This window comes from Gimesia aquarii, from assembly GCF_007748175.1.
GTDB lineage: Bacteria > Planctomycetota > Planctomycetia > Planctomycetales > Planctomycetaceae > Gimesia > Gimesia aquarii_A.
Genome location: NZ_CP037422.1, coordinates 6893837 through 6913434, shown reverse-complemented (window position 1 = coordinate 6913434; position 19598 = coordinate 6893837). Strand labels below are relative to the sequence as shown.

General features: G+C 45.6%; 11 protein-coding genes. 6 read left to right on the top strand and 5 right to left on the bottom strand.

Features of this window, described 5'->3' with window-relative positions:
• Positions 1-13: 13 nt before the first annotated feature.
• Positions 14-580 carry a YqgE/AlgH family protein gene (locus V202x_RS26055; protein ID WP_145179812.1) on the bottom strand — a complete coding sequence of 189 codons (567 nt, stop codon included), beginning with the start codon at positions 578-580 and terminating at the stop codon, positions 14-16.
• Between the two features lie 332 nt (positions 581-912).
• Here V202x_RS26055 and V202x_RS26050 point away from each other — a divergent pair, with 332 nt between their 5' ends.
• Positions 913-2997 (top strand): hypothetical protein, encoded by a 2085-nt coding sequence (locus tag V202x_RS26050; protein WP_145179810.1) that lies wholly within the window; start codon positions 913-915, stop codon positions 2995-2997.
• A 72-nt stretch (positions 2998-3069) separates the two neighbouring features.
• On the opposite strand, the gene thiC is transcribed toward V202x_RS26050, so the two are convergent.
• Positions 3070-4719: a phosphomethylpyrimidine synthase ThiC gene (gene thiC / locus V202x_RS26045; protein WP_145180835.1), complete on the bottom strand. Its 1650-nt coding sequence runs from the start codon at positions 4717-4719 to the stop codon at positions 3070-3072.
• 482 nt (positions 4720-5201) lie between these two features.
• On the opposite strand from thiC, the gene V202x_RS26040 reads away from it, so the two are divergent.
• The 3 genes from V202x_RS26040 to V202x_RS26030 all read left to right on the top strand — a co-directional run bounded on the left by V202x_RS26040 (position 5202) and on the right by V202x_RS26030 (position 10986).
• Positions 5202-6188, top strand: a complete 987-nt coding sequence (locus V202x_RS26040; protein ID WP_145179808.1) for an adenosine kinase — start codon at positions 5202-5204, stop codon at positions 6186-6188.
• Position 6189: 1 nt separating this feature from the next.
• Positions 6190-7851: an NCS2 family permease gene (locus V202x_RS26035; RefSeq protein WP_145179806.1), complete on the top strand. Its 1662-nt coding sequence runs from the start codon at positions 6190-6192 to the stop codon at positions 7849-7851.
• 198 nt (positions 7852-8049) lie between these two features.
• Positions 8050-10986 carry an FG-GAP-like repeat-containing protein gene (locus V202x_RS26030; RefSeq protein WP_145179804.1) on the top strand — a complete coding sequence of 979 codons (2937 nt, stop codon included), beginning with the start codon at positions 8050-8052 and terminating at the stop codon, positions 10984-10986.
• Positions 10987-10996: 10 nt separating this feature from the next.
• Here the strand turns inward: V202x_RS26030 and V202x_RS26025 are convergent, their stop codons facing one another.
• Together V202x_RS26025 and V202x_RS26020 are read right to left on the bottom strand one after the other, a co-directional pair.
• Positions 10997-12430: a hypothetical protein gene (locus tag V202x_RS26025; protein ID WP_145179801.1), complete on the bottom strand. Its 1434-nt coding sequence runs from the start codon at positions 12428-12430 to the stop codon at positions 10997-10999.
• Between the two features lie 6 nt (positions 12431-12436).
• On the bottom strand, positions 12437-13051 hold the full coding sequence (locus tag V202x_RS26020) for a sigma-70 family RNA polymerase sigma factor (RefSeq protein WP_145179799.1): 615 nt from the start codon (positions 13049-13051) through the stop codon (positions 12437-12439).
• A gap of 211 nt (positions 13052-13262) precedes the next feature.
• Here V202x_RS26020 and V202x_RS26015 point away from each other — a divergent pair, with 211 nt between their 5' ends.
• Both V202x_RS26015 and V202x_RS26010 read left to right on the top strand, forming a co-directional pair.
• Entirely contained in the window at positions 13263-16703 is a 3441-nt protein-coding gene (locus V202x_RS26015) for a DUF1553 domain-containing protein (RefSeq protein WP_145179797.1), read from the top strand.
• Positions 16704-16760: 57 nt separating this feature from the next.
• Positions 16761-18086 (top strand): DUF1501 domain-containing protein, encoded by a 1326-nt coding sequence (locus tag V202x_RS26010; RefSeq protein WP_145179795.1) that lies wholly within the window; start codon positions 16761-16763, stop codon positions 18084-18086.
• Between the two features lie 115 nt (positions 18087-18201).
• Here V202x_RS26010 and V202x_RS26005 read toward each other — a convergent pair whose 3' ends face one another.
• Positions 18202-19548 carry a hypothetical protein gene (locus V202x_RS26005; protein ID WP_145179793.1) on the bottom strand — a complete coding sequence of 449 codons (1347 nt, stop codon included), beginning with the start codon at positions 19546-19548 and terminating at the stop codon, positions 18202-18204.
• Between the last annotated feature and the right edge of the window lie 50 nt (positions 19549-19598).

Here is a 19598-nt window from a genome sequence, read left to right as displayed (position 1 = left end):
AAGTCTTCGATTTTCAGTTCCACTCTGGATGGACACTTTGTTGTGGGAGAAAGCGTTTTTCTGCCATAACTCTTTCCAGTAAAACGTCCCACAATTCATAAGGATCAATTGCAAAAATATCTTCAGTCTTTGCTTCCGTGTAAAGCCAGTCCATGCGATAAATTTCAGACTCTAATTGTAAGGGAGCCCAGCCCGCGCATCCAAAAAAAATTCGAAAGTCTAATTCGGGGTCACCTTCTGAAATCCGCCAGACGACCTTTTCAAATACTTCCGGGCTACTACCCATGTAGAGTTCGGGAACAATTGGTTCCTCTGTTTGCTCCAGGTCAGTCGCATTATGTAAAACAAACATGCCACTCGGCTCAACAGGCCCCCCCGTGAATACCATGTCTTCCAGCTTTGGTAGATCAAAATATTTGGAGAGTGCATTGGTAATTGAGAGTGAAGAAGGGCGGTTGACGATTAACCCGGTTGCCCCTTTCTCATTGTGTTCCACAATCAATACAACTGATCGATAAAAATTGAGGTCATTCAATTTCCGGGAGGCGATTAAAAAATGCCCCTTTAAAGATTTCAACATAGAGAAATTCAAACTCCAATATTTTGGTCTAATGGATCAATATGGATTTCTGAAAAACAAATAATGACACAAGTTTTATTATATCTGGACAAAACCACAAAAAACAGAGTTAGATTTTTCCTGGCCAATCGCCCCTTTATTTACAGCATGCTAATTTGCCGATTAGACGGATCTTGCCTTTTGAAACCACAGAGTGTCGATTGTCTTCGATTAGCCGACAATTTTCAAAAATAAGTATTTCAAATTGAACGTTTGTCGTCTATTCTAACAGTTACGCCGAAGTGTTGTTTCCATCTAAGCACTTTTTCAGTTTTTTTATGGTTTTGATCAAAATGAGTTCTTTCAAAACACAACTTGCCATTTTGTTTGTCATTTTGTCTTCGCTTTCCTTTTCAGATTCGATTCGGGCAGAAGAAAGCTATGAGCGCTTCACCGTGCGCACCTGGACATATCGCGATGGTGCTGAGGAAACAGGAAAGCTCATTACAGTTTCTGGACCGATTGCCACACTCAAACTGGATGGAAAGGGGACAGTTCGTGTGCCGCTGGAGAAATTGAGTGTCAAGGATTTGAATTGGCTCTATGAATATCACAAGCGAAAAAAACAGTTAAGTTTCCTGCCCCCTCAGTATCGAAGAAAACAGAAAGTAAAAGAGGAGCCAAAGCTAGACAATACAAAACCAGCAGAGACGGAACCAAAGAGAGCACAGCCTGAAAAGAATATGTCTTCTGCTAAATCCAGGGATGAGGAATCATATAAAGTGTCCACAACTCGTGAATGGACACTTCAAGATGGTAGTAAACACCAGGCTAAGTTTTTATTTGTCTCTAAGCAAAATGTAATGCTTTCCAAAAAATCGGGGGGATCGTTGAAGTTTTCTCTTGATCAGCTTAGTGAAAAAGATTTGAGTTGGATTATAGAATATCATCGCAGGAATAACTTGCTCACCCTGTTACCGGTGGAGTATCAGAAGCGGGGCACACCCGGTCAACCTACTACTTCTCTCGTCCCCAATCTTCCCAAAGAGATGGCTGAGAAGCTCAAAGAGCAAAAGTCCAAAACAGAAGAGTTGGCGGCTGAAGCCAAAGCCAATATGACAACTCATGGAGTTCAGGACGATCCGAATGTGATTAAAGCGAATACGGAAATCGACCCTGCGCTCGTTGCTGCACTAAGTGAATATCGGGTATGGTCAGATAAGAAGGGCCAGAAGTCGGAAGCACGCTTCAGCAGAATTAATGGCCGTGAGATTATATTTACGACTCGCACTGCGGGTTTCTTACAAGTTCCTATTGGCACCCTCATTGAAGAAGATCTTCAATTACTCCGCGATGCACTGAAAATGCATGGACGTTTCGAGGAAATGCCTCTCGTTTATCGCGAGCCTCTTGATCCCAATCTCTCGCCTACTAAATTGAAGCAGTTGATCAGGGTTAACAATCACCGAAAATGGACTGATCTTTCCGGAAATTCTACGGGTGCATCCTATGTAAAAATGGAAGACGGAAAAGTCTTTCTGAATATTACGAAAACTTCAATGCTACAGGAATTTCCTTATCTGAATTTCAGCCCTGAAGATCAAGAGTATGTTCAGGAACGTCTCAAAAAAGAAATTCCTGGCCAATTTTTCCCCGATGGTACCGATACGGTATTAACTCTGGAAGAGCGAGAAAAAGAATTCCGGGTGTGGACCGACAGAAATAAACGCCAGATTAAAGGTAAGTTTGTACGGTTGGCGTATGGTGATTCTGTGGCCGTGATTAATACTGGTGAAAAAGAGGAGTTGTTTATCACGGAATTTTTCAGTGACCAGGATTTGAGTCTGCTCAAACCTCCTAAACAAAAACAAACAGATCAACTGGCGATGAATAATAATACCAATGTGGGAGGCTTTCCAGGTAGGATACCCGGCGGAATGAACCGTGGCATGACTGGCAGGGGCAGATTCCGAGGAGCGATGCCGGGGTCAATACCGGGAAATAACCCTTTTAATAATCAGAATGCTACGCCCCAGAACATGAACGGGCCACGCAATACGACTTTTATCTGCCCTGTTTGTAATAAAAGACATACTACTCAATCATCAACATTCGAGCGGTGTCCTCATTGTGGAGTGAATGCGAATGATAAAATTTACTCTTGCTCAAGATGTTTCCGAAAATTTACTGCAGAAGGCCAGGGCATCACAGCACCATGCCCATATTGTAATGAGAACAAACAAAATCGAGTTGCTTCCAACAATGCCAATCCGTTCATGAGTAATGGATCTGGAGGCAGTTCTAACTCAAATGATGCAGGTTCATCAGTGCGATCCGGATCGTCTGCTTACCGATCAGGCAGAGCCATCGGTAAAATTTGTGGTTTGATCTTCTTGTTCATTGGCTTTATTGCCGGTGCTATGAAACTTCGTGGTTAATTTGATCAAAAAAAAACGCCCTTTTGTCGAACAGAGCGCTTCTTAATAACCTAAGCTAACAGAAATTGCTTTCTATAGTTTTTGGTTTAACACAGGTAGTTGCTTGGAGGTTTGCATCTCTTGTGCTTCTTCGGGCGCCACGTAATCACTATGGCAAGATGCTTTATCCTGATCTCCGGTCATTTCCTGTTTGACTTTGGAAGCCAGTTTATGGATCTGATCTGGGCTGAGTACGCCTCGCTTCTCCAGAATTTCCTGTTGTTCTGCTGTCAGCGGTAAAGTTTTCTTGGCTTTGTCCCACGCATAGTCTTCCGATTTACCGGACATGAATTCCTGTATTTCTTTCGAGATGCGAACACTGCACCAGTCATGGCCGCACATCGCGCAGAAATCAGTATCCACGTCTAAATCTTCATCATGTAAGGCGCGTGCAGTATCAGGATCAAAGCTCAACTCAAAGTGTTTTTCCCAGTTTAATGCAGCGCGTGCTTCTGTTAAGTCATCATCTCGATTGCGTGTACCAGGAATTCCCAATGCCACGTCAGCAGCATGTGCCGCAATTTTATAAGCGATACAACCTTGTTTCACGTCATCTTTTTTGGGCAAACCGAGATGTTCTTTGGGTGTTACGTAACAGAGCATACTGGCACCATGGTAACCAGCCGCGGTCGCACCAATACAACTTGTGATATGGTCATAACCGGGAAAGATATCCGTAACGAGAGGCCCCAATACGTAGAACGGGGCGCCATGGCAGAGTTTTCGCTGAACTTTCATGTTGAATTCAATTTGATCGAATGAAATATGCCCCGGACCTTCAATCATGACCTGCACCCCATTTTTCCAGGCCCGTTCAGTCAACTCGCCAAGCACACAGAGTTCTGCCAATTGAGCGCGGTCGGAACCATCAGCCAGACCGCCAGGCCGCAAACCATCACCAATCGAAAAGCTAACATCATACTCTCGCATGATTTCACAGATCTCATCCCAAAGCTCATACATCGGGTTTTGACTTTGGTTATGCAGCATCCACTTTGCCAATAGCGATCCACCACGACTGACGATTCCAATCAGCCGCTGTGTGACTAATGATAAGTGCTCCTGCAACACTCCGGCATGTATAGTGAAGTAGTCTACTCCCTGTTTTGCCTGATGTTTCAGCATTTGTAAAATACTGGCGTGATCCAGATCTTCCAGGCGACGGGCAATAATCATCGAATAAATGGGGACTGTTCCTATGGGAACCGTACTGTTCTGGATAATCGCCTGACGACAACCGTCGATGTCTCCCCCAGTAGAAAGGTCCATCACGGTATCTGCGCCCCAGCGCGTTGCCCATTCTAATTTTTCAATTTCTTCCTCTGTTCCCGATGAGACCGGCGAGGCTCCCATATTAGCGTTCACTTTAGTTTTTGACGCACGCCCAATCGCCATCGGGTCCAATTGGTATCCCAAGTGGACCTTGTTGGCAGGGATTATCATGCGGCCGGAGGCAACTTCATCGCGAATTTGTTCGGCAGTTAAATGTGGCTCCCTCTCGGCGACTCGTTCCATTTCCGGAGTGATCGTTCCACAGCGTGCAAATTCCAGTTGTGTGACTGGTAAAAAGTCAGAGGGAGGAATCCAGGCTTCAGCCGTTTCATAATTATTTTCATAACCAGCTTTTAGTTCCCAACCTTCCGGCATGAAATCCCATGCTGTATTTTCCGAAACGCCAGGCATTCCGGGGGTATCAGGGGAAGAAAAGGTTAAAGCACCTTCGACTCCCGGGGCAATCCGTGGAGGATTCGCAAAACTTCCTGGATTTGTCTGTTGCGGATGAGTTGAGGGATTTCCTCCAATTGGTGGTAGGGAGTACATCAGGTCATAAGCAGATGAGGAGTCAGTCATTCTAGAAGCATCCTTTATATATTTGATGCAGAGGATCGAGTATGTTTATGGTTTAAGAATCCCAACCTCGAAAGTTTTAATGAGACAACCAGCGGCAGAACTGCACTTGATGGAAAATCTCTCTAGATTCTCGTCTATATAGTAGTGACCTTGATGCTTTTTTCAAACTGATTAGATGGGTACTCTCTGTGGTTTCCCATTGAATGATTCATTGGCTATGATCTGCACATACTCAAAATAGTTGATTTTAACTCCCTGTTTTTCTCAAAAAGATCAAATTCAAGCGATTCTCAATTCATCAGGTTAAGGTAGACATGCAGTATAATGTTTTTGGCGTTGGAAACGCGTTGGTAGATATTCAAGCACAAGTTTCAGATGCCACTTTGGAAAAATTAGGATATGCCAAAGGTATCATGACACTGGTTGATGAAGAAGCACAGCAAAAAGTGCTGGGAGCGCTTGATGGAGCCCCCATCTCTCAATGTGCCGGTGGTTCTGCTGCGAACACGATACTGGGCATCGCCGATTTTGGTGGAAAAGCTGCGTACGCAGGCAAAGTTGCCAGCGATATGCTGGGGGAGTTTGATTTGGCTGACATGCGAAAATTGGGTGTCACCATCGAGGTTCCTCCCGCTTCTGAAGGACACACTGGAACCTGCGTTGTACTGATTACCGATGACGCACAGAGGACGATGCTGACAAACCTCGGTGTATCAGCCACCTTGAGTGTGGATGATTTAAACGAAGAACATATTAAACAATCTGAATATGTCTATGTAGAAGGGTATCTGTTTACAGGGGAAACACAGAAACAAGCCGCCTACCGTGCCATTGAACTGGCTAAAAAACACGACGTGAAAGTCGCGTTTACCGTTTCCGATCCATTCCTGATCAACTTGTTTCGAGAAGAATTTCAGCAATTAATCGAAGGCCCCGTGGATTTGCTGTTTTGTAATCTGGAAGAAGCGCGTAGCCTGACAGGAAAACAGGACGCGGTGGATTGTGCTCAGGTGATTCACAAGCATGTACCAAATCTTGCTTTAACACTGGGGCCTGATGGCTCCATTCTGATGCATGAAGGACGCGTGATTCCGATCGAAGGTGTTGAGACTGAGGCCATCGATACTACCGGTGCTGGAGATATGTATGCTGCAGGAGTTTTGTATGGAATTACGAACGGACTAACCTGGCACCAAGCGGGCCACCTTGCTTCACATGCAGCGGCTCGCATAGTCTCGCAACTGGGCGCACGACTGCAACGTCCTTTTACAAAGGACGAAATTCAGGAACTACTGAGTTGAAATGAAGCATAGCAACTACCCTCTCTTTGTACGTCGCGATCTGGACGGCTTTTTCGCCTTAATGATCGATAACCTCGTCCAGCTTCTCTTAATCGTTGCTTTGTGTAGTCTATGTGGAATCTCTGCAGATTCCGATTTGTTGTTGCGATACATTCTGCCAGGGGCTGCACTCAGTATTTTGTTCGGGAATCTGTTTTATGCCTGGCAGGCTCATCAGCTTGCCAAAAAAGAAAACCGCAGCGATGTTTGTGCTCTACCCTATGGTCTGAATACACCTTCGATCCTAGTTTACATTTTTTTTGTGATGATTCCCGTTTACCAGCGAACCGATAGCGCCGAGGCGGCCTGGCAAATGGGTTTACTGGCCTGTTTTGGTAGTGGCATTATTGAATTTTTAGGTGCTTTTATTGCGGATTGGGTTCGCAGGCTGACTCCACGGGCGGCACTTTTGTCAACGCTTGCGGGTATCGCGATCGGGTTTATCTCCATGACTTTCGTTTTGAAGATCTATCAGAGACCTTTGATCGGCATGTTACCTGCCGCTGTTGTACTGCTAACGCTGTTTTCTCAGACGAAACTTCCTTTTCGCATGCCAGGTGGCTTACTGGCGATTATCGTTGGGACAATTAGTGCCTGGGTTCTCCCCGAGTTCATCCCTCAATTCATGCAGGGATCGGCCATGAGTACTGAAGCCATCAAGACAGCCTGGGGGCAGTGGGGCTGGTACCCGCCTCAATTTGCAGGCTCTGCGCTTTGGGAATTACTGAAACAACCAGACGAATGGCTCGGTTATATGTCGGTAATTTTTCCGATGGGACTATTTAACGTAATCGGTAGCATGCAAAACATCGAATCTGCAGAAGCCGCCGGAGACAGTTATGCTGCCCGACCCTCTATGATTGCCAACGGTATGGGAACGATCGTTGCATCACTTTTAGGGAGTTGCTTTCCGACGACAATTTATATTGGTCATCCTGGTTGGAAAAAGATGGGATCGCGGGCTGGTTATTCGACTCTGAATGGGTTCTTCTTTCTAGTGATTTGTCTCACGGGAACCACGGGAGTGATCAGTCAGATTATTCCTCTTGAAGCGGGTGCTGCGATTGTGCTTTGGATCGGCATGGTCATCACCGCTCAGGCCTTTCAGGCCTGTCCTAAGCGGCATGCGCCTGCTGTCGCGCTGGGGCTCTTTCCTGCTATCGCTGCCTGGGGAGCAACCATAATGCAGGGAACACTCCTCGTTGCCGGCAACAAAACATTACAGCAGGTTTTGTCGGCAAATCTCTTTACAGAAGTCAATGGATTTCTGGTTCATGGAATGGTGGTCATGGAGCGAGGCTTTATTTTTACCTGCATGATTCTTTCTGCCATTTGCGCGTGTCTGATTGATAGCAAATACCGCTCTGCAGCAATCTGGTCAGTCATCGCTGCGATCTTTGCATTTAGCGGACTCACAAATGCGTATGAAATTATGGGGAACGACATTCACTTTCGACTCGCATTCACAGAAGATAATCTGAGTGGAGTGACTTATCATGCCACAGGTATTGGCATTGGTTATCTACTGTTTGCGGTCACCTTTTTGATCCTCGGTGGTTTCAAAGACGAGCCCCTTACACCAGAGACAGAAGAATCCGATTCTGAACCGAGCTTAGGGCATTAGCTAGAGCGTTTCTAAAAAAGATCAAAATCAAGTGGTCACGAAATATTCTATCGGAACATTTTACTATGAATCCTGTTATCATTTGATTACTTCAGGTTCTCTTGAATTTATGAGCCTTGTAACACAGGTATACAGGTCATCGTTAAAGAAGCCAAAAACTGATTCGACTTTGATCTTAAACCATAATAAACTTGATCTATGAAGCGTAATATCAAGATAGGAATCTCTCTCAGTTTATTCTGTGTTTGTTTATTAGTTCTTGTATACTATGGGAAATCTCAGAATTCTCCTGCCCAACTACTAAAAACAGCAAATGAAGCACTGCTGCAAAAAAGATATTCCATCGCACAGCAAATTGCAGAATCACTGCTTGGTCAGAGGGGATATGCAGATCAGGCCGCACTGCTTGCCGCGGAAGCGGCAGAGGCACAAGGGAATTATGAGCAGGCCGTGATCTTCTACGACCGTGTTTCCGATTCAAAAAAAACAGACGCAATCAAAGCCCGCGGTAAAGCGGGCGAGCTTTTGTTAATGAAATTAAAAGCTCTCTCTCGTGCAGAGAAAGAATATCGTCTACTTTTAGAACTTGACCCTCAAAATACAATCGCCAATGAGCATTTGGCATATCTGCTTGGTTTAAGTTCGCAAAGTTGGGAAGCAGAACGCCCACGCTTGTCATTGATTTCCAGTAATCGATTTACTCCCATCATTCTTTATCTACTTGTGATGGGGGACCGTGCGTTTGAAAACTATCAGACGGTCCTGGAATATGCGCAAACTTCCCCCCATGATCCGCTGGTACTTTTAGGTCTGGCACGGGGATCGATTGAGGAGCAGCAGTTTAAAAAAGCGGAAGAACAACTAAAGCAAGTCATCAAACTGGATCCGAAGTTGATAGAAGCCTATGTCAAATCGGGCCAATTGATTCGCCAGCGAAATGATCCACTGGAGATGAAAGCCTGGCTGTATAAATTGCCAGAACAAGCAAATCAGCATCCCCTGATCTGGAACATTCGAGGAAACTGGTATCAAGAACAGGGTAATGTGGATGCTGCCATTCGATGTTTTGGAGAGGCAATTCAGCTTGATGGAACGAACTCTCAAGCCTGCTATCAACTGGGACAACTTTTATTAAAAAAGGGCGAAACAGAAGAGGCAAATCGATTTCTTGATCAGACCACAAAACTTCAGGCATATGAAAGCGAAGTGAAAGTGGCTTTTTCCGATCAGGATTTGAACGCTGCCAAGAAAGCAGTTCAACTAGGCAAAGAACTTGGTTTGATCTGGGAATCGTTTGGCTGGAGTAAAGCAGCGTTGATGCTTGCACCCCAGGCAACATGGGCTCGAAGTACTTTGGATGAGCTTGGTCCAGAACTGGCGACGATCCCACGTAAACGCATGTTGGATTCAAAAAACCCGGCATCTGAGATTGATTTCTCTGTGTATCCTCTGCCGACGCGATCACCAAAGTCTTTACCTGCTGATTATTCCACTATAGTTACGCAGCATTCTGCAGTCACATTCCAGGAAGTCGCAGCAGAGACGGGAGTCGTCTTTGAATATTTCAATAGCGCGGAACAACCAAACCGAAAACCGAAAATGTATGAGTTTACCGGAGGAGGGGTTGCTGTCCTTGATCTGAATAATGATGACTGGCCCGATCTTTATCTGGCACAAGGATGTGTCTGGCCACCTCGTGAACGTGATATGCAATATCTCGACTTTGTATTTCTTAATCAGGGAGATGGCACTTTTCGAAATGTAACTGACCACACTGGAATCAGAGAAAATCGATTTAGCCAGGGTGTGACAATTGGTGATATCAACAACGATGGTTTTGATGATATTTATGTCGGAAACATTGGTGAAAATCGACTCTATCTCAACAATGGAGATGGGACATTTTCAGCGTCAAATCAGGCAACAGGTAACGCTAGTGACTGGACAACAAGCTGTCTCCTGGCAGATTTAAACAATGATTCGTTTCCTGAAATTTATGCGGTCAACTATCTCACGGGGAAAGATGTATTCGAACGTGTGTGCCGAACTGGCGATGGTTCGTTTCGCTCATGTATGCCACAAAATTTTCCTGCTGCACAGGATCGCCTCTTTTTGAATCAGACCAATGGTAACTTCGGAGACATTACATCTGAATCGGGAATTGAAGTTCCTGACGGAAAGGGGTTGGGGATTGTTACGGCTGATTTTGGGAATCAAAACAAGTTAAATTTATTCATAGCCAACGATGCTGTTCCCAATTTTTATTTTGTCAATCAGACCACTAAAATCAAAAGCCTGCCTCACTTCCAGGAACAGGCTCTTCTGGCAGGGCTCGCCCTCAATTCCGATGGTCGAACTGAAGCCTGTATGGGAATTGCGGCCGGTGATGGCAATGGTGATGAACTATTAGATTTGTTTGTGACGAATTATTTTCGTGAGTCCAATACATTTTACAGTCAAATCAATCCGGAAATATTTCTGGATCTCACTCGTAAATCCTTACTTCACGATTCCAGCCTTTCCGTGTTGGGGTTTGGAACTCAATTTCTGGATGCGAATTTAAATGGCAAATTGGATTTAATCGCCACTAATGGACATGTGGAAGATTTAAGTAAGACTGGCATGCCGTATCAAATGAAAACACAGTTTTTTCTGAACACAGGCGCTGGTCAATATGAAGACATTCCAGCCAATGAATTGGGGCCTTTCTTTGAAGAAAAACGGCTTGGACGCGGACTCGCGCGCCTGGATTGGAACCGAGATGGATTACCGGAAGCGGTAATTACTCAATTACAGTCTCCTGTTGCTCTCTTACAAAATACAACCGAGAATCATGGTAACAGTCTCGTAATCCACTTAACGGGAACTATTTCCAGCCGGGATGCCATTGGGACCACGGTGCGTCTGCAAGTCAACGGTCAGACAATGATGAGGCAGTTGACTGCCGGGGATGGGTACATGGCCAGCAATCAGCGGATACTGGTTTTTGGATTAGGCAATCAGACCGAAGCACAAAATATCTCTGTTGAATGGCTTTCAGGAAAAAATCAGACATTCGAGCGACTGGCGGCAAATCAAGAAGTGATGATTATCGAGGATAACCCTGAACCTGTTCCGCTGAGAACCTACCCCTAATCAAGAATATTTACTGATTTGTCGGGGCTTCGTAAATTCTCACATTACGAAACTGGCTTTCCGCGCGGGCGATGACATCTTCATCGGCGAGAAAATAGAGATAACGTTGTTTTCCCACATGATAACGTCCTACTCGAATCCGAAAACGTTTCCAGTCAGTCCCCGAATACGTGTTAAATTGCTGGCCGATACCGGGCCGCACTTCATAGCCGTAAATCTGAAAAACATAATTAGTCCGAGCGTCATACTCATTATCTGAATCAAAACCAAAGCCATGGATCTGACCTTCATGAGCACAGCGAAAGTCAAATTCGATCACGGTATCAGGAGTGATTTCTCGGTTGATCTCTATCATTTTCCAGGCGTTTCCCCACAGACGAAGGCCTTTGCCTTGTTCGATTAATTGGTAGTCAGTGGGTAATTCATATTGTCCGTCCTGAAAACTATAAGGTTTGATTTGGTATTCAGCAAAATTGATCGCTGGAATGTCTCCGGGAGGATCAGCAACAGAGAATTGACTGCGAGTCGGGAATTCACTTCGATTAGCCAGTTGACGTGCAACTTCCTGGCCACTCTGATCGAAAATAATAGACTGACCTGCTTCAACTTTGATCGAATCAACGGGTACGGAGACTTGATTCTGAGTAGGTTGTTCATCCGGTTGAGACTGCGATTGTGAAACAGTGACACTCCCTTCAAAAACATGTAATTCCGCTTGTTTTTCGGGATTTACGATCAGTCCGAAATTGGCCGACTGTGAAAGGATCGTCAGATTTTCTGTTGTTAAAGTAAACTCATGCGTTCGCGAAGTTCCCACCACAGCTAAACGACCGGATTTTAAATAGGCTCGATTATTGGCATTCAAACCCAGTGCTGCAGGACCTTGCAAGGCAATCGTTGTTCCACCTAAAAAATCAATTAACGCGCGTCCTGATTTCAATTTTAACCAGCCGGGTACAAGCGGCTTGCTCACATCTTGTGTCCATTCCGTTTGCTCCCAGACCGCATCATGTTCCTCGATAATCATAGCGGCAGGAACACCATCGCTGGAATCAAATTGCGCAACTGCCGGAGTGGGATGACTTTCCATAATTAAGAGTCCCGCCAGACATACGCAGATGGCAATTGTTGCACCCAATGCATAGCGCATCATGGCTAATTGCTTGCGTGCTGAAACAACACCAGGATCGATGTTTGTGGTGTCAGCGTTGATTTCGCTGCTCGCATGAATGAGATCTGGTAAAGGTTCCGTCTGCCCTTGTTCCCATTGCAAAAGGGAATCGGTATTCATCATTTCCAGAAACAGGTTACGGGTTGCTTCATCAGATTCCAGACTTGCCAGAAAGCTCAGATTTTCCTCTTCGGTGAGTAAACCGTCGAGAAATGCCGAGATGATCTGTTGCGGATCTTTCTGTTCTTCATGATCATGGGAATTGATATTCATGATAAATTACTCTCCCTGCTCACTGGCAAGTGTTTTCTGAACGCATTCTTGCAATAGTTGACGAATACGGTAAAGCATTTGAGAAATAGCACCTACGGATCGCCCTTGTTCCGCTGCAATGGATTGCACAGATCCACCCGGTGCATATCGTTTTTGAATCAGCTGGCGGCTTTGTTCCGGAAGTTTGGTAAGACATCGCGACAAAACCTGCTGCAGGTCATGCGAACCAGCCAGTTTCTCTTCATTTTGTTTTGCTAACATGGATACCAGCTCGACATTAAATACCATGGAATCTCGTTTATTGTCACGGTAAAAGGCCATAACTTGAAAATAAGCGACTTTGCATGCCCAGGCAACAAAATTCGTTCCCTCTTTAAATTCTGCTGATCGTCGCCAGAGCACCATATTCGTTTCCTGGAGGACATCCTGTACCGCATCGGAATTTGGTAACAATGATCGAATATAGGCATAAAGCATACTCTGATTCGCGGTCAGCAATTGAACAAATTTTTCAGTCTCGTCAGGCTTCAAGATTTGAATGATCCCCAATATCAGTGCCATCAGTAGACTGGCGATGTCGAAGTAAGCTGCTTTTATATACCAGAAGATCGCCGATCTCACAAAAAATTCACAAATTGGACAAACATGATATAATTTGGCGTGAGATTATGGTGCAGTTCGGTATATGCTGGTAGATCGTAATCTACAATAGAGTTTGTGTTCTTGTGTGCAGTGTTGTTTGCCGGTCAGGAATACTCTGTTATTCGATTACGACAAAACCCGCCCACTGTTGTTTCTCTTCCGAGAACCCGTTTATCTGGAATTACGTATTATGAAATTTCTGGTATCCATTAAGAGTGCTTCTTCTTTTCTGGCGTTATTGCTCTTCTTCCTTCCCAGTCATTCTTTTGCAGAAGTAGAAGCAAAGAAACCTCATACCAGTTATCGTGGTTTAATACTCTCGCATCAACCGTCGGTTTATTGGAGTTTCGAACAACGTTCAAAGGCGGGATTTCCCAGTACTCCGCTGAGTCATCATGATAAAAAGCAGTCACCTCAAGCGCTGATGGGATTGTTGAGAGGCAATAGAGTAGAGACATCAACTGGTCCCAGACCTTCTGAGTTTCCTCTATTCCAGTCAAACAATCAGGCTGCAGAATTCAAGCCAGGCCAGGGGTTTCTCCGCGTTGTTGACCCGGGTGAGAATAGTATCCTCGATTTTACCTCTGGCGATTCAATTACATTAGAGGCCTGGGTCAATATGGAATCCACTCAGTCAGGCCGTCATTACTATATTATTGGTAAAGGTCGCACTAACCGACCAGGTATGGCGCGCGATAATCAGAACTATGGCTTAAGGGTCACTGGGTCTGAGATCAGCTTTTTGTTTCGTGGGCATCCAAAAAAGAAAGATGAAAAGCCAAACTTTCATCGTTGGACTTCAAGAGGTGCGGGGATCAGCTCAGGCAACTGGCATCATGTTGCTGTAACTTATACCTTCGGAAAAAAGAAAAGCCTGAAGGCGTATGTTGATGGTAAGACTGTTTCCGGTAAGTGGGATATGGGCGGTGATACAACTTTGCCTCCCGTTGTCGATAACGATGAACTCTGGATCGGTTCTTCATTGGGTGGTTCAGCAAACAGTTCATTTCATGGACGACTGGATGAAGTCGCCATTTACAGAACTATATTATCTGCGAAACAAATTGCTTCCCACTTTCATTATGTTACTCCCAAGCCGCGCATCGATTGGACCAGTGTTCCCTCAGATCGGGTTCAAGTGGATGTGTTTGAAGGGGTTCCCAATCGGAAATCATGGACCTTCCGCCCGCCTCGTTTTTCAGAATCATACACGCAACCTCATTTTGCGCTGATTGATATACCTAATAAGTATTCCAGTCGGGGTATCAAGTTGGATCGTTCTGGTCCGTTTTTAATTCGGGCGATGTCGCATGTGACCATTCCTAAAGGAAAAAAGCGGATTCTGGTACGAGCGCGAAACGCGTCTCGACTTTATATCGACGATAAATTAGTTGCCGAGACGGGATTCCATAAAATTTCCGGTAGTGCTCACGGTCGTGTCTTTGATGTAGATCGTAGCCTGGCACCTCATATTCGCCCCTTGCATCGAGGCGATCAGGAAAAAGTGATCGAGTACGTTGGAGACGGCAAGTCACACCGTGTGCGGTTTGAGATGTTTGTCGGTGGTTTCGGTCATCGAGCTGATTTCGGAGAAACCGCCATTTTCATCGGTGATCTTGAAAAAGACTTTCAATTACTTTCAAACGATGATGAGATTGTCTGGTTAACTGATGAAAGCTGGGTTCCCTTCGAACGCAAGTTCCGCCACTCACTGATCGCCATCAATGCGCAGCGTCGACAGAAAGTGGCCACCAAAGAAGACAAATACTGGGATTGGCGGCATCGGCTTGCAAGAGAGGAAGTACTGAAGCAACCCCAAGCCAAAGTACCCGCGGCTACTGCCGGGTTACGGGCAAACAATGAAGTTGATCATTTCATCAATCAACGTTTAGCCAAAGAGAAGGTCGCTCAATCACCACAGCTCAATGATCTCGCCTTTCTGAGGCGACTGTCACTCGACACAATGGGAACTGTCCCTTCGCCAAAATTGATTCAGGAATATCTCTCTGATAAACCAGAATTACGGCGTGTAAATGCCATTACGCGTCTGCTCAATGATCCCGGTTGGGCCGATAACTGGGTTGGATATTGGCAGGATGTTTTGGCTGAAAATCCCAATGTCATCAAACCCACTTTGAATAACTCGGGACCGTTTCGCTGGTGGATTCATGAATCCTTTTATGATAACAGACCTTTTGACCGCTTCCTTACCGAACTGGTCTTGATGGAGGGCAGTAAATACTTCGGTGGACCCGCCGGTTTTGAAATGGCTTCACAAAACGATGCTCCGATGGCGGCAAAAGCACACATCATTGGTCAAACCTTTCTGGGGTTAAACATGAAATGTGCGCGCTGTCATGATGCTCCCTTTCATGATTTCAAACAGCGCGATCTCTTCAGTCTGGCGGCGATGTTAAAGCGAACGCCGCAAGGAGTTCCTAAAACCAGCTCGATTCCGGGGTTTGACCCCAAGTCAAATTCGATGCTCGTTTCAGTGACCTTGTTGCCAGGAGAGCAGGTTCCTCCCAAGTGGACGTTTGGAGAATTGATCAATCCCGAACGTTTTCCTGAAAACTATCTACGTTCTGCCAAAGACACTCGTGAGCAATTGGCGGCCATTATTACCTCGCCTAAAAACGATCGCTTTGCGAATGTGATTGTGAACCGCGTCTGGAAGCGATATATCGGTCAGGGACTGGTCGAGCCCGTTGATGACTGGGATGGGCAGGAGCCTTCACACCCGGAATTACTTAAATACCTGTCACAACAATTCGTCATCCACGGCTACGATTTAAAGTATTTAGCACGTCTGATCTTTGAATCGGATCTCTACCAACGGCAAGTGAGTACTGATGCGACCAAAGTCGAATCCATTGTGGAGGGAACTTACAATTTTGCATCTCCTGTTTTACGTAGAATGCAAGCCGAACAAATTGTTGATTCGATGTTTGCGATTTGTGGTAAGCCTTTAAATGCCGGACGCATGTGTATCGACATTGATGGGGCATTGGGCGTTCCGACCGCTCTTGACTTGGGATCTCCTCGTCGTGCCTGGGAATTTACCTCGCCTTCGAACGAGCGTGATCGTCCCAGCCTCGCACTCCCCTTTGGCCAGCCATTTATTACGCTACTGAAAACGTTCGGCTGGCGGGATACGCGACAGAATCCGACAAGCGTCAGAGAGTATACCTCAACAGCGCTACAGCCTGCGATTCTCGCAAATGGCATCGTTGGGAAGCGTTTTACACGCCTTTCTGATGACAGCGATTTTACAGAATTGGCATTGCAGGATCAGCCTGTAGAAAAGTTGATTCACCAGACGGTCTTAAAAACACTCACACGCGAGCTAACAACTAATGAATTGCAGATGTTTGTTGAGTTGCTCAAACCCGGTTTTACAGACCGCGTCAATCCCAATGCAAAAATAGTCAGCCCTGAACCGTTACCTCGTAATCTGGTCGGTTGGTCAAATCATTTGAGCCCCCGGGCCAATGAAATTAAAGTCGAACTTCAGGCCGCAGTGAAAAAAGGAGACCCTCCTACACAGCGTCTAAAAGACGACTGGCGAAATCGATATGAAGATATGCTTTGGGCACTCTTAAACTCTCCTGAATTTATCTTTGTGCCTTAACTTCTCGACTTAACTTAATCACGATACTTTATCAGAATTATAAACTAAGAGTGAATCATGAACGAATTTCATTCAACACGCCGTGATTTCTTGCGCCAGGCATCTGTAACCGGTTTGGCTGCCTCTGCTTTGGGGACTCCCTGGCAACAACTTCTGGCCTCTGAGAAATCGAGTGTCAAGAAACAGCCTATGCCTGTCGGAAAAGCAGAGCATTGTATTATGGTCTGGCTGGGTGGCGGTTCCTGCCACATTGATACCTGGGATCCCAAACGGAAAGGCGATCCGAAAGCGAAAAAGGCAGGTTCCTATTACGATCCGATTCCGACAGCGATTCAGGGAACTGAAGTTTGTGAGCATCTTTCCAAATGTGCGCCGATTCTAGATCGATTCAACATTGTCCGGAGCGTACATCATGAAGTGATTGACGAACATGCGGCTGCCACAAATCGCATGCATACAGGACGGCCTACTACGGGTACAATCACTTATCCTTCAGTTGGTTCGGTGGTCGCCCATCAGAGAGGAGCCGCGAGCCCGCATGCCCCTGCTTATGTTTTGATTGGATATCCGAATGTGACCCGTGGCCCTGGTTTTCTGGGAAGTAAAGCCGGTTACGTCTACCTGACAGATACGACCGCCGGTCCTAGTGGATTCACTCGATCCGCACGCGTCAATCAGAGTCGGCAGGATCGCCGAGAACGCTTATTGTCAAAGGTAAGAGCCGAATATCGCCAGAAAAGTTTCGGCGGACAAACGATCCAGGATTATGACGAATCTGTCGCCGAAGCACTTCGTCTGTCCGGTCCCGAGTTCATGAAAGTGTTCCAATTAGAAAACGAAAAAAGTGACCTGCGCGCTTCCTACGGTGGCGAGTTTGGACAGCGTTGTCTGTTGTCGAGACGGTTGATTCAATCGGGAGTTCGCTTTATCGAAGTTTCTCATAACCTGAACTTCGTAAATGGTACAGGTTGGGATACCCATAATGACGGCCAGCTCAATCAGCATTTGTTGATTAAAGAGCTTGATTCTGCACTGTCGTCATTGGTACTCGACCTGGAGAAACATAAGCTACTCGACAAAACATTGATTGTTGTCGCTTCAGAGTTTGGTCGTCCTGCGAAATTCGATTCGGGTGGAGGCCGTGGCCATCAGTCCAAAGCTTTCAGCGTGGTATTGGCAGGCGGTGGCTTACAAAATGGAAAAACGATCGGTGTGACAAACGAACTCGGCGAAGCAATTGTCTCTCGTCCCGTTTCAGTTCCCGATCTGCATGCGACCATTTATTGTGCGCTGGGCATCGATCCTTCCGAAGAGTTACACTCTGGCGACCGTCCTGTGCCAATTACCGATATGGGGCAACCCGTGCGCGAACTCTTCGGGTAAATAGACTCACTGTTAGTCTAGCATGCAAACGGTTTTAAAAAACGATAAGCCGTTCGAATATCTGTTAGTTAAAACCAGTCCACAGTCTAGCGCCAGAAGCTCTCTGAGGGAACCATCATTTTTCCACAGTGATTTTTGCGTCAGGGAGCGCTGCTTTGAGACGATTGACATTTGCATCTGAAACTTGAGCACGAATTAATCGAATCTCTTTTAAATTTGTCATAGTTGCCAAGCCGTTCACACCCGAGTCTGTTATTGGGACATCAAAGATCCAGAGAAGTTTCAGCTTCTTGAGGTATTGGAGTGAATTCAAAATGGCCTGTTCGGAATTTAAGGGCCCTCCCAAGAACAGATTCTGGAGTTCTGGAAACGCCTGGAGTTGTTCTAATCCTTTGTCATCGATTTTTGTAAGATGAATTTGTAGACCAACCAAATCTTTCAAACTGGCCATCGCCTCTAACGATCGACCTGTGACCAGAGTTTCACCAAGTGAAACACGCATTAATTGTGGATATTGAACGACAGTCTTAATAACTTCATCGTCAAGACCGAGGTTGTTATTGACGTACAATATTTGAAGCTCGAGTTGATCGCTCAATTGCGATAATCCCTGTTTAGTTATATTCGTTCCGGGAACATAAAGGTTATGCAAGTTCTTGAATTGATTGATGACAGCAATACTACTATCTGTGATGTTAGTGTCGTTGAGTAACAAAGATTGTACAGAACTCAGTGGTTGAATATTGGCAAGAGTTGCATCAGTGATATCACACTGAATGAGATCAATTATGGTAATCTCAAAAGGACTCTGTGGTAAATCTGCAGCGCGTTCTATCTTTTGCCCCGTTTTTGTTCTGATTTTTCCACCGACAGAAAAAATCCATGCGATGGCCTCTGCTTCTGTTTTTGCTATAGGAGCCGGTGTGGGAACGGGATTCTCTTGATTCTCAATCACCGCTGGTTTCGTAGGCGCAGGTTGTTTTTTCATGCTGATGGGTTGAGCACGAAGTACCTTTTTCTCATCTTCCGTTCGTGGGCGCTGATAAGCAAAGTAAGCCATGATCAGAAATCCGACCAGAATCACAGATGTGATTCCCAGGAATCGAGGCATTAACCCACTACCTTCACCGGCAGGCCTGTTGGAATCGGGATCGAGGTTTTGAAGACGCTGCTTACTTTTTTGCCGTTTGAGGACCAGCTTGACTCGCTTGTCATAATCTTCACGAAGCTCGGGGTTTAACAGAGTCAGTTCCGCTTCTTCAATTTCATAAATCAGCTGTGTCGCTTCTCGGTGATGTGCACCATGCAAATGATCTTCAATCGAAGATCGTTGACGCTGGGCTGCGGTTTGAATGACTTCTGAGTCCTGTTCATTCACAGAAATTCCCAGCAACTGATAGTAATGGGGTGGCTGTTTTTCCGGCGGGATACCCAGCCATTTATGATAGGAGTCAAAAGACATATAAAAGTTCCAAATGTGTGTTGCGTTGAAGATAAATTATTATCAAGTAT

Excerpts from the sequence above, each read along its gene's own strand:
- V202x_RS26055 (WP_145179812.1), bottom strand. The coding sequence starts at position 580 with ATGTTGAAATCTTTAAAGGGGCATTTTTTAATCGCCTCCCGGAAATTG.
- V202x_RS26050 (WP_145179810.1), top strand. The coding sequence starts at position 913 with ATGAGTTCTTTCAAAACACAACTTGCCATTTTGTTTGTCATTTTGTCT.
- thiC (WP_145180835.1), bottom strand. The coding sequence starts at position 4,719 with ATGCCTGGCGTTTCGGAAAATACAGCATGGGATTTCATGCCGGAAGGT.
- V202x_RS26040 (WP_145179808.1), top strand. The coding sequence starts at position 5,202 with ATGCAGTATAATGTTTTTGGCGTTGGAAACGCGTTGGTAGATATTCAA.
- V202x_RS26035 (WP_145179806.1), top strand. The coding sequence starts at position 6,190 with ATGAAGCATAGCAACTACCCTCTCTTTGTACGTCGCGATCTGGACGGC.
- V202x_RS26030 (WP_145179804.1), top strand. The coding sequence starts at position 8,050 with ATGAAGCGTAATATCAAGATAGGAATCTCTCTCAGTTTATTCTGTGTT.
- V202x_RS26025 (WP_145179801.1), bottom strand. The coding sequence starts at position 12,430 with ATGAATATCAATTCCCATGATCATGAAGAACAGAAAGATCCGCAACAG.
- V202x_RS26015 (WP_145179797.1), top strand. The coding sequence starts at position 13,263 with ATGAAATTTCTGGTATCCATTAAGAGTGCTTCTTCTTTTCTGGCGTTA.
- V202x_RS26010 (WP_145179795.1), top strand. The coding sequence starts at position 16,761 with ATGAACGAATTTCATTCAACACGCCGTGATTTCTTGCGCCAGGCATCT.
- V202x_RS26005 (WP_145179793.1), bottom strand. The coding sequence starts at position 19,548 with ATGTCTTTTGACTCCTATCATAAATGGCTGGGTATCCCGCCGGAAAAA.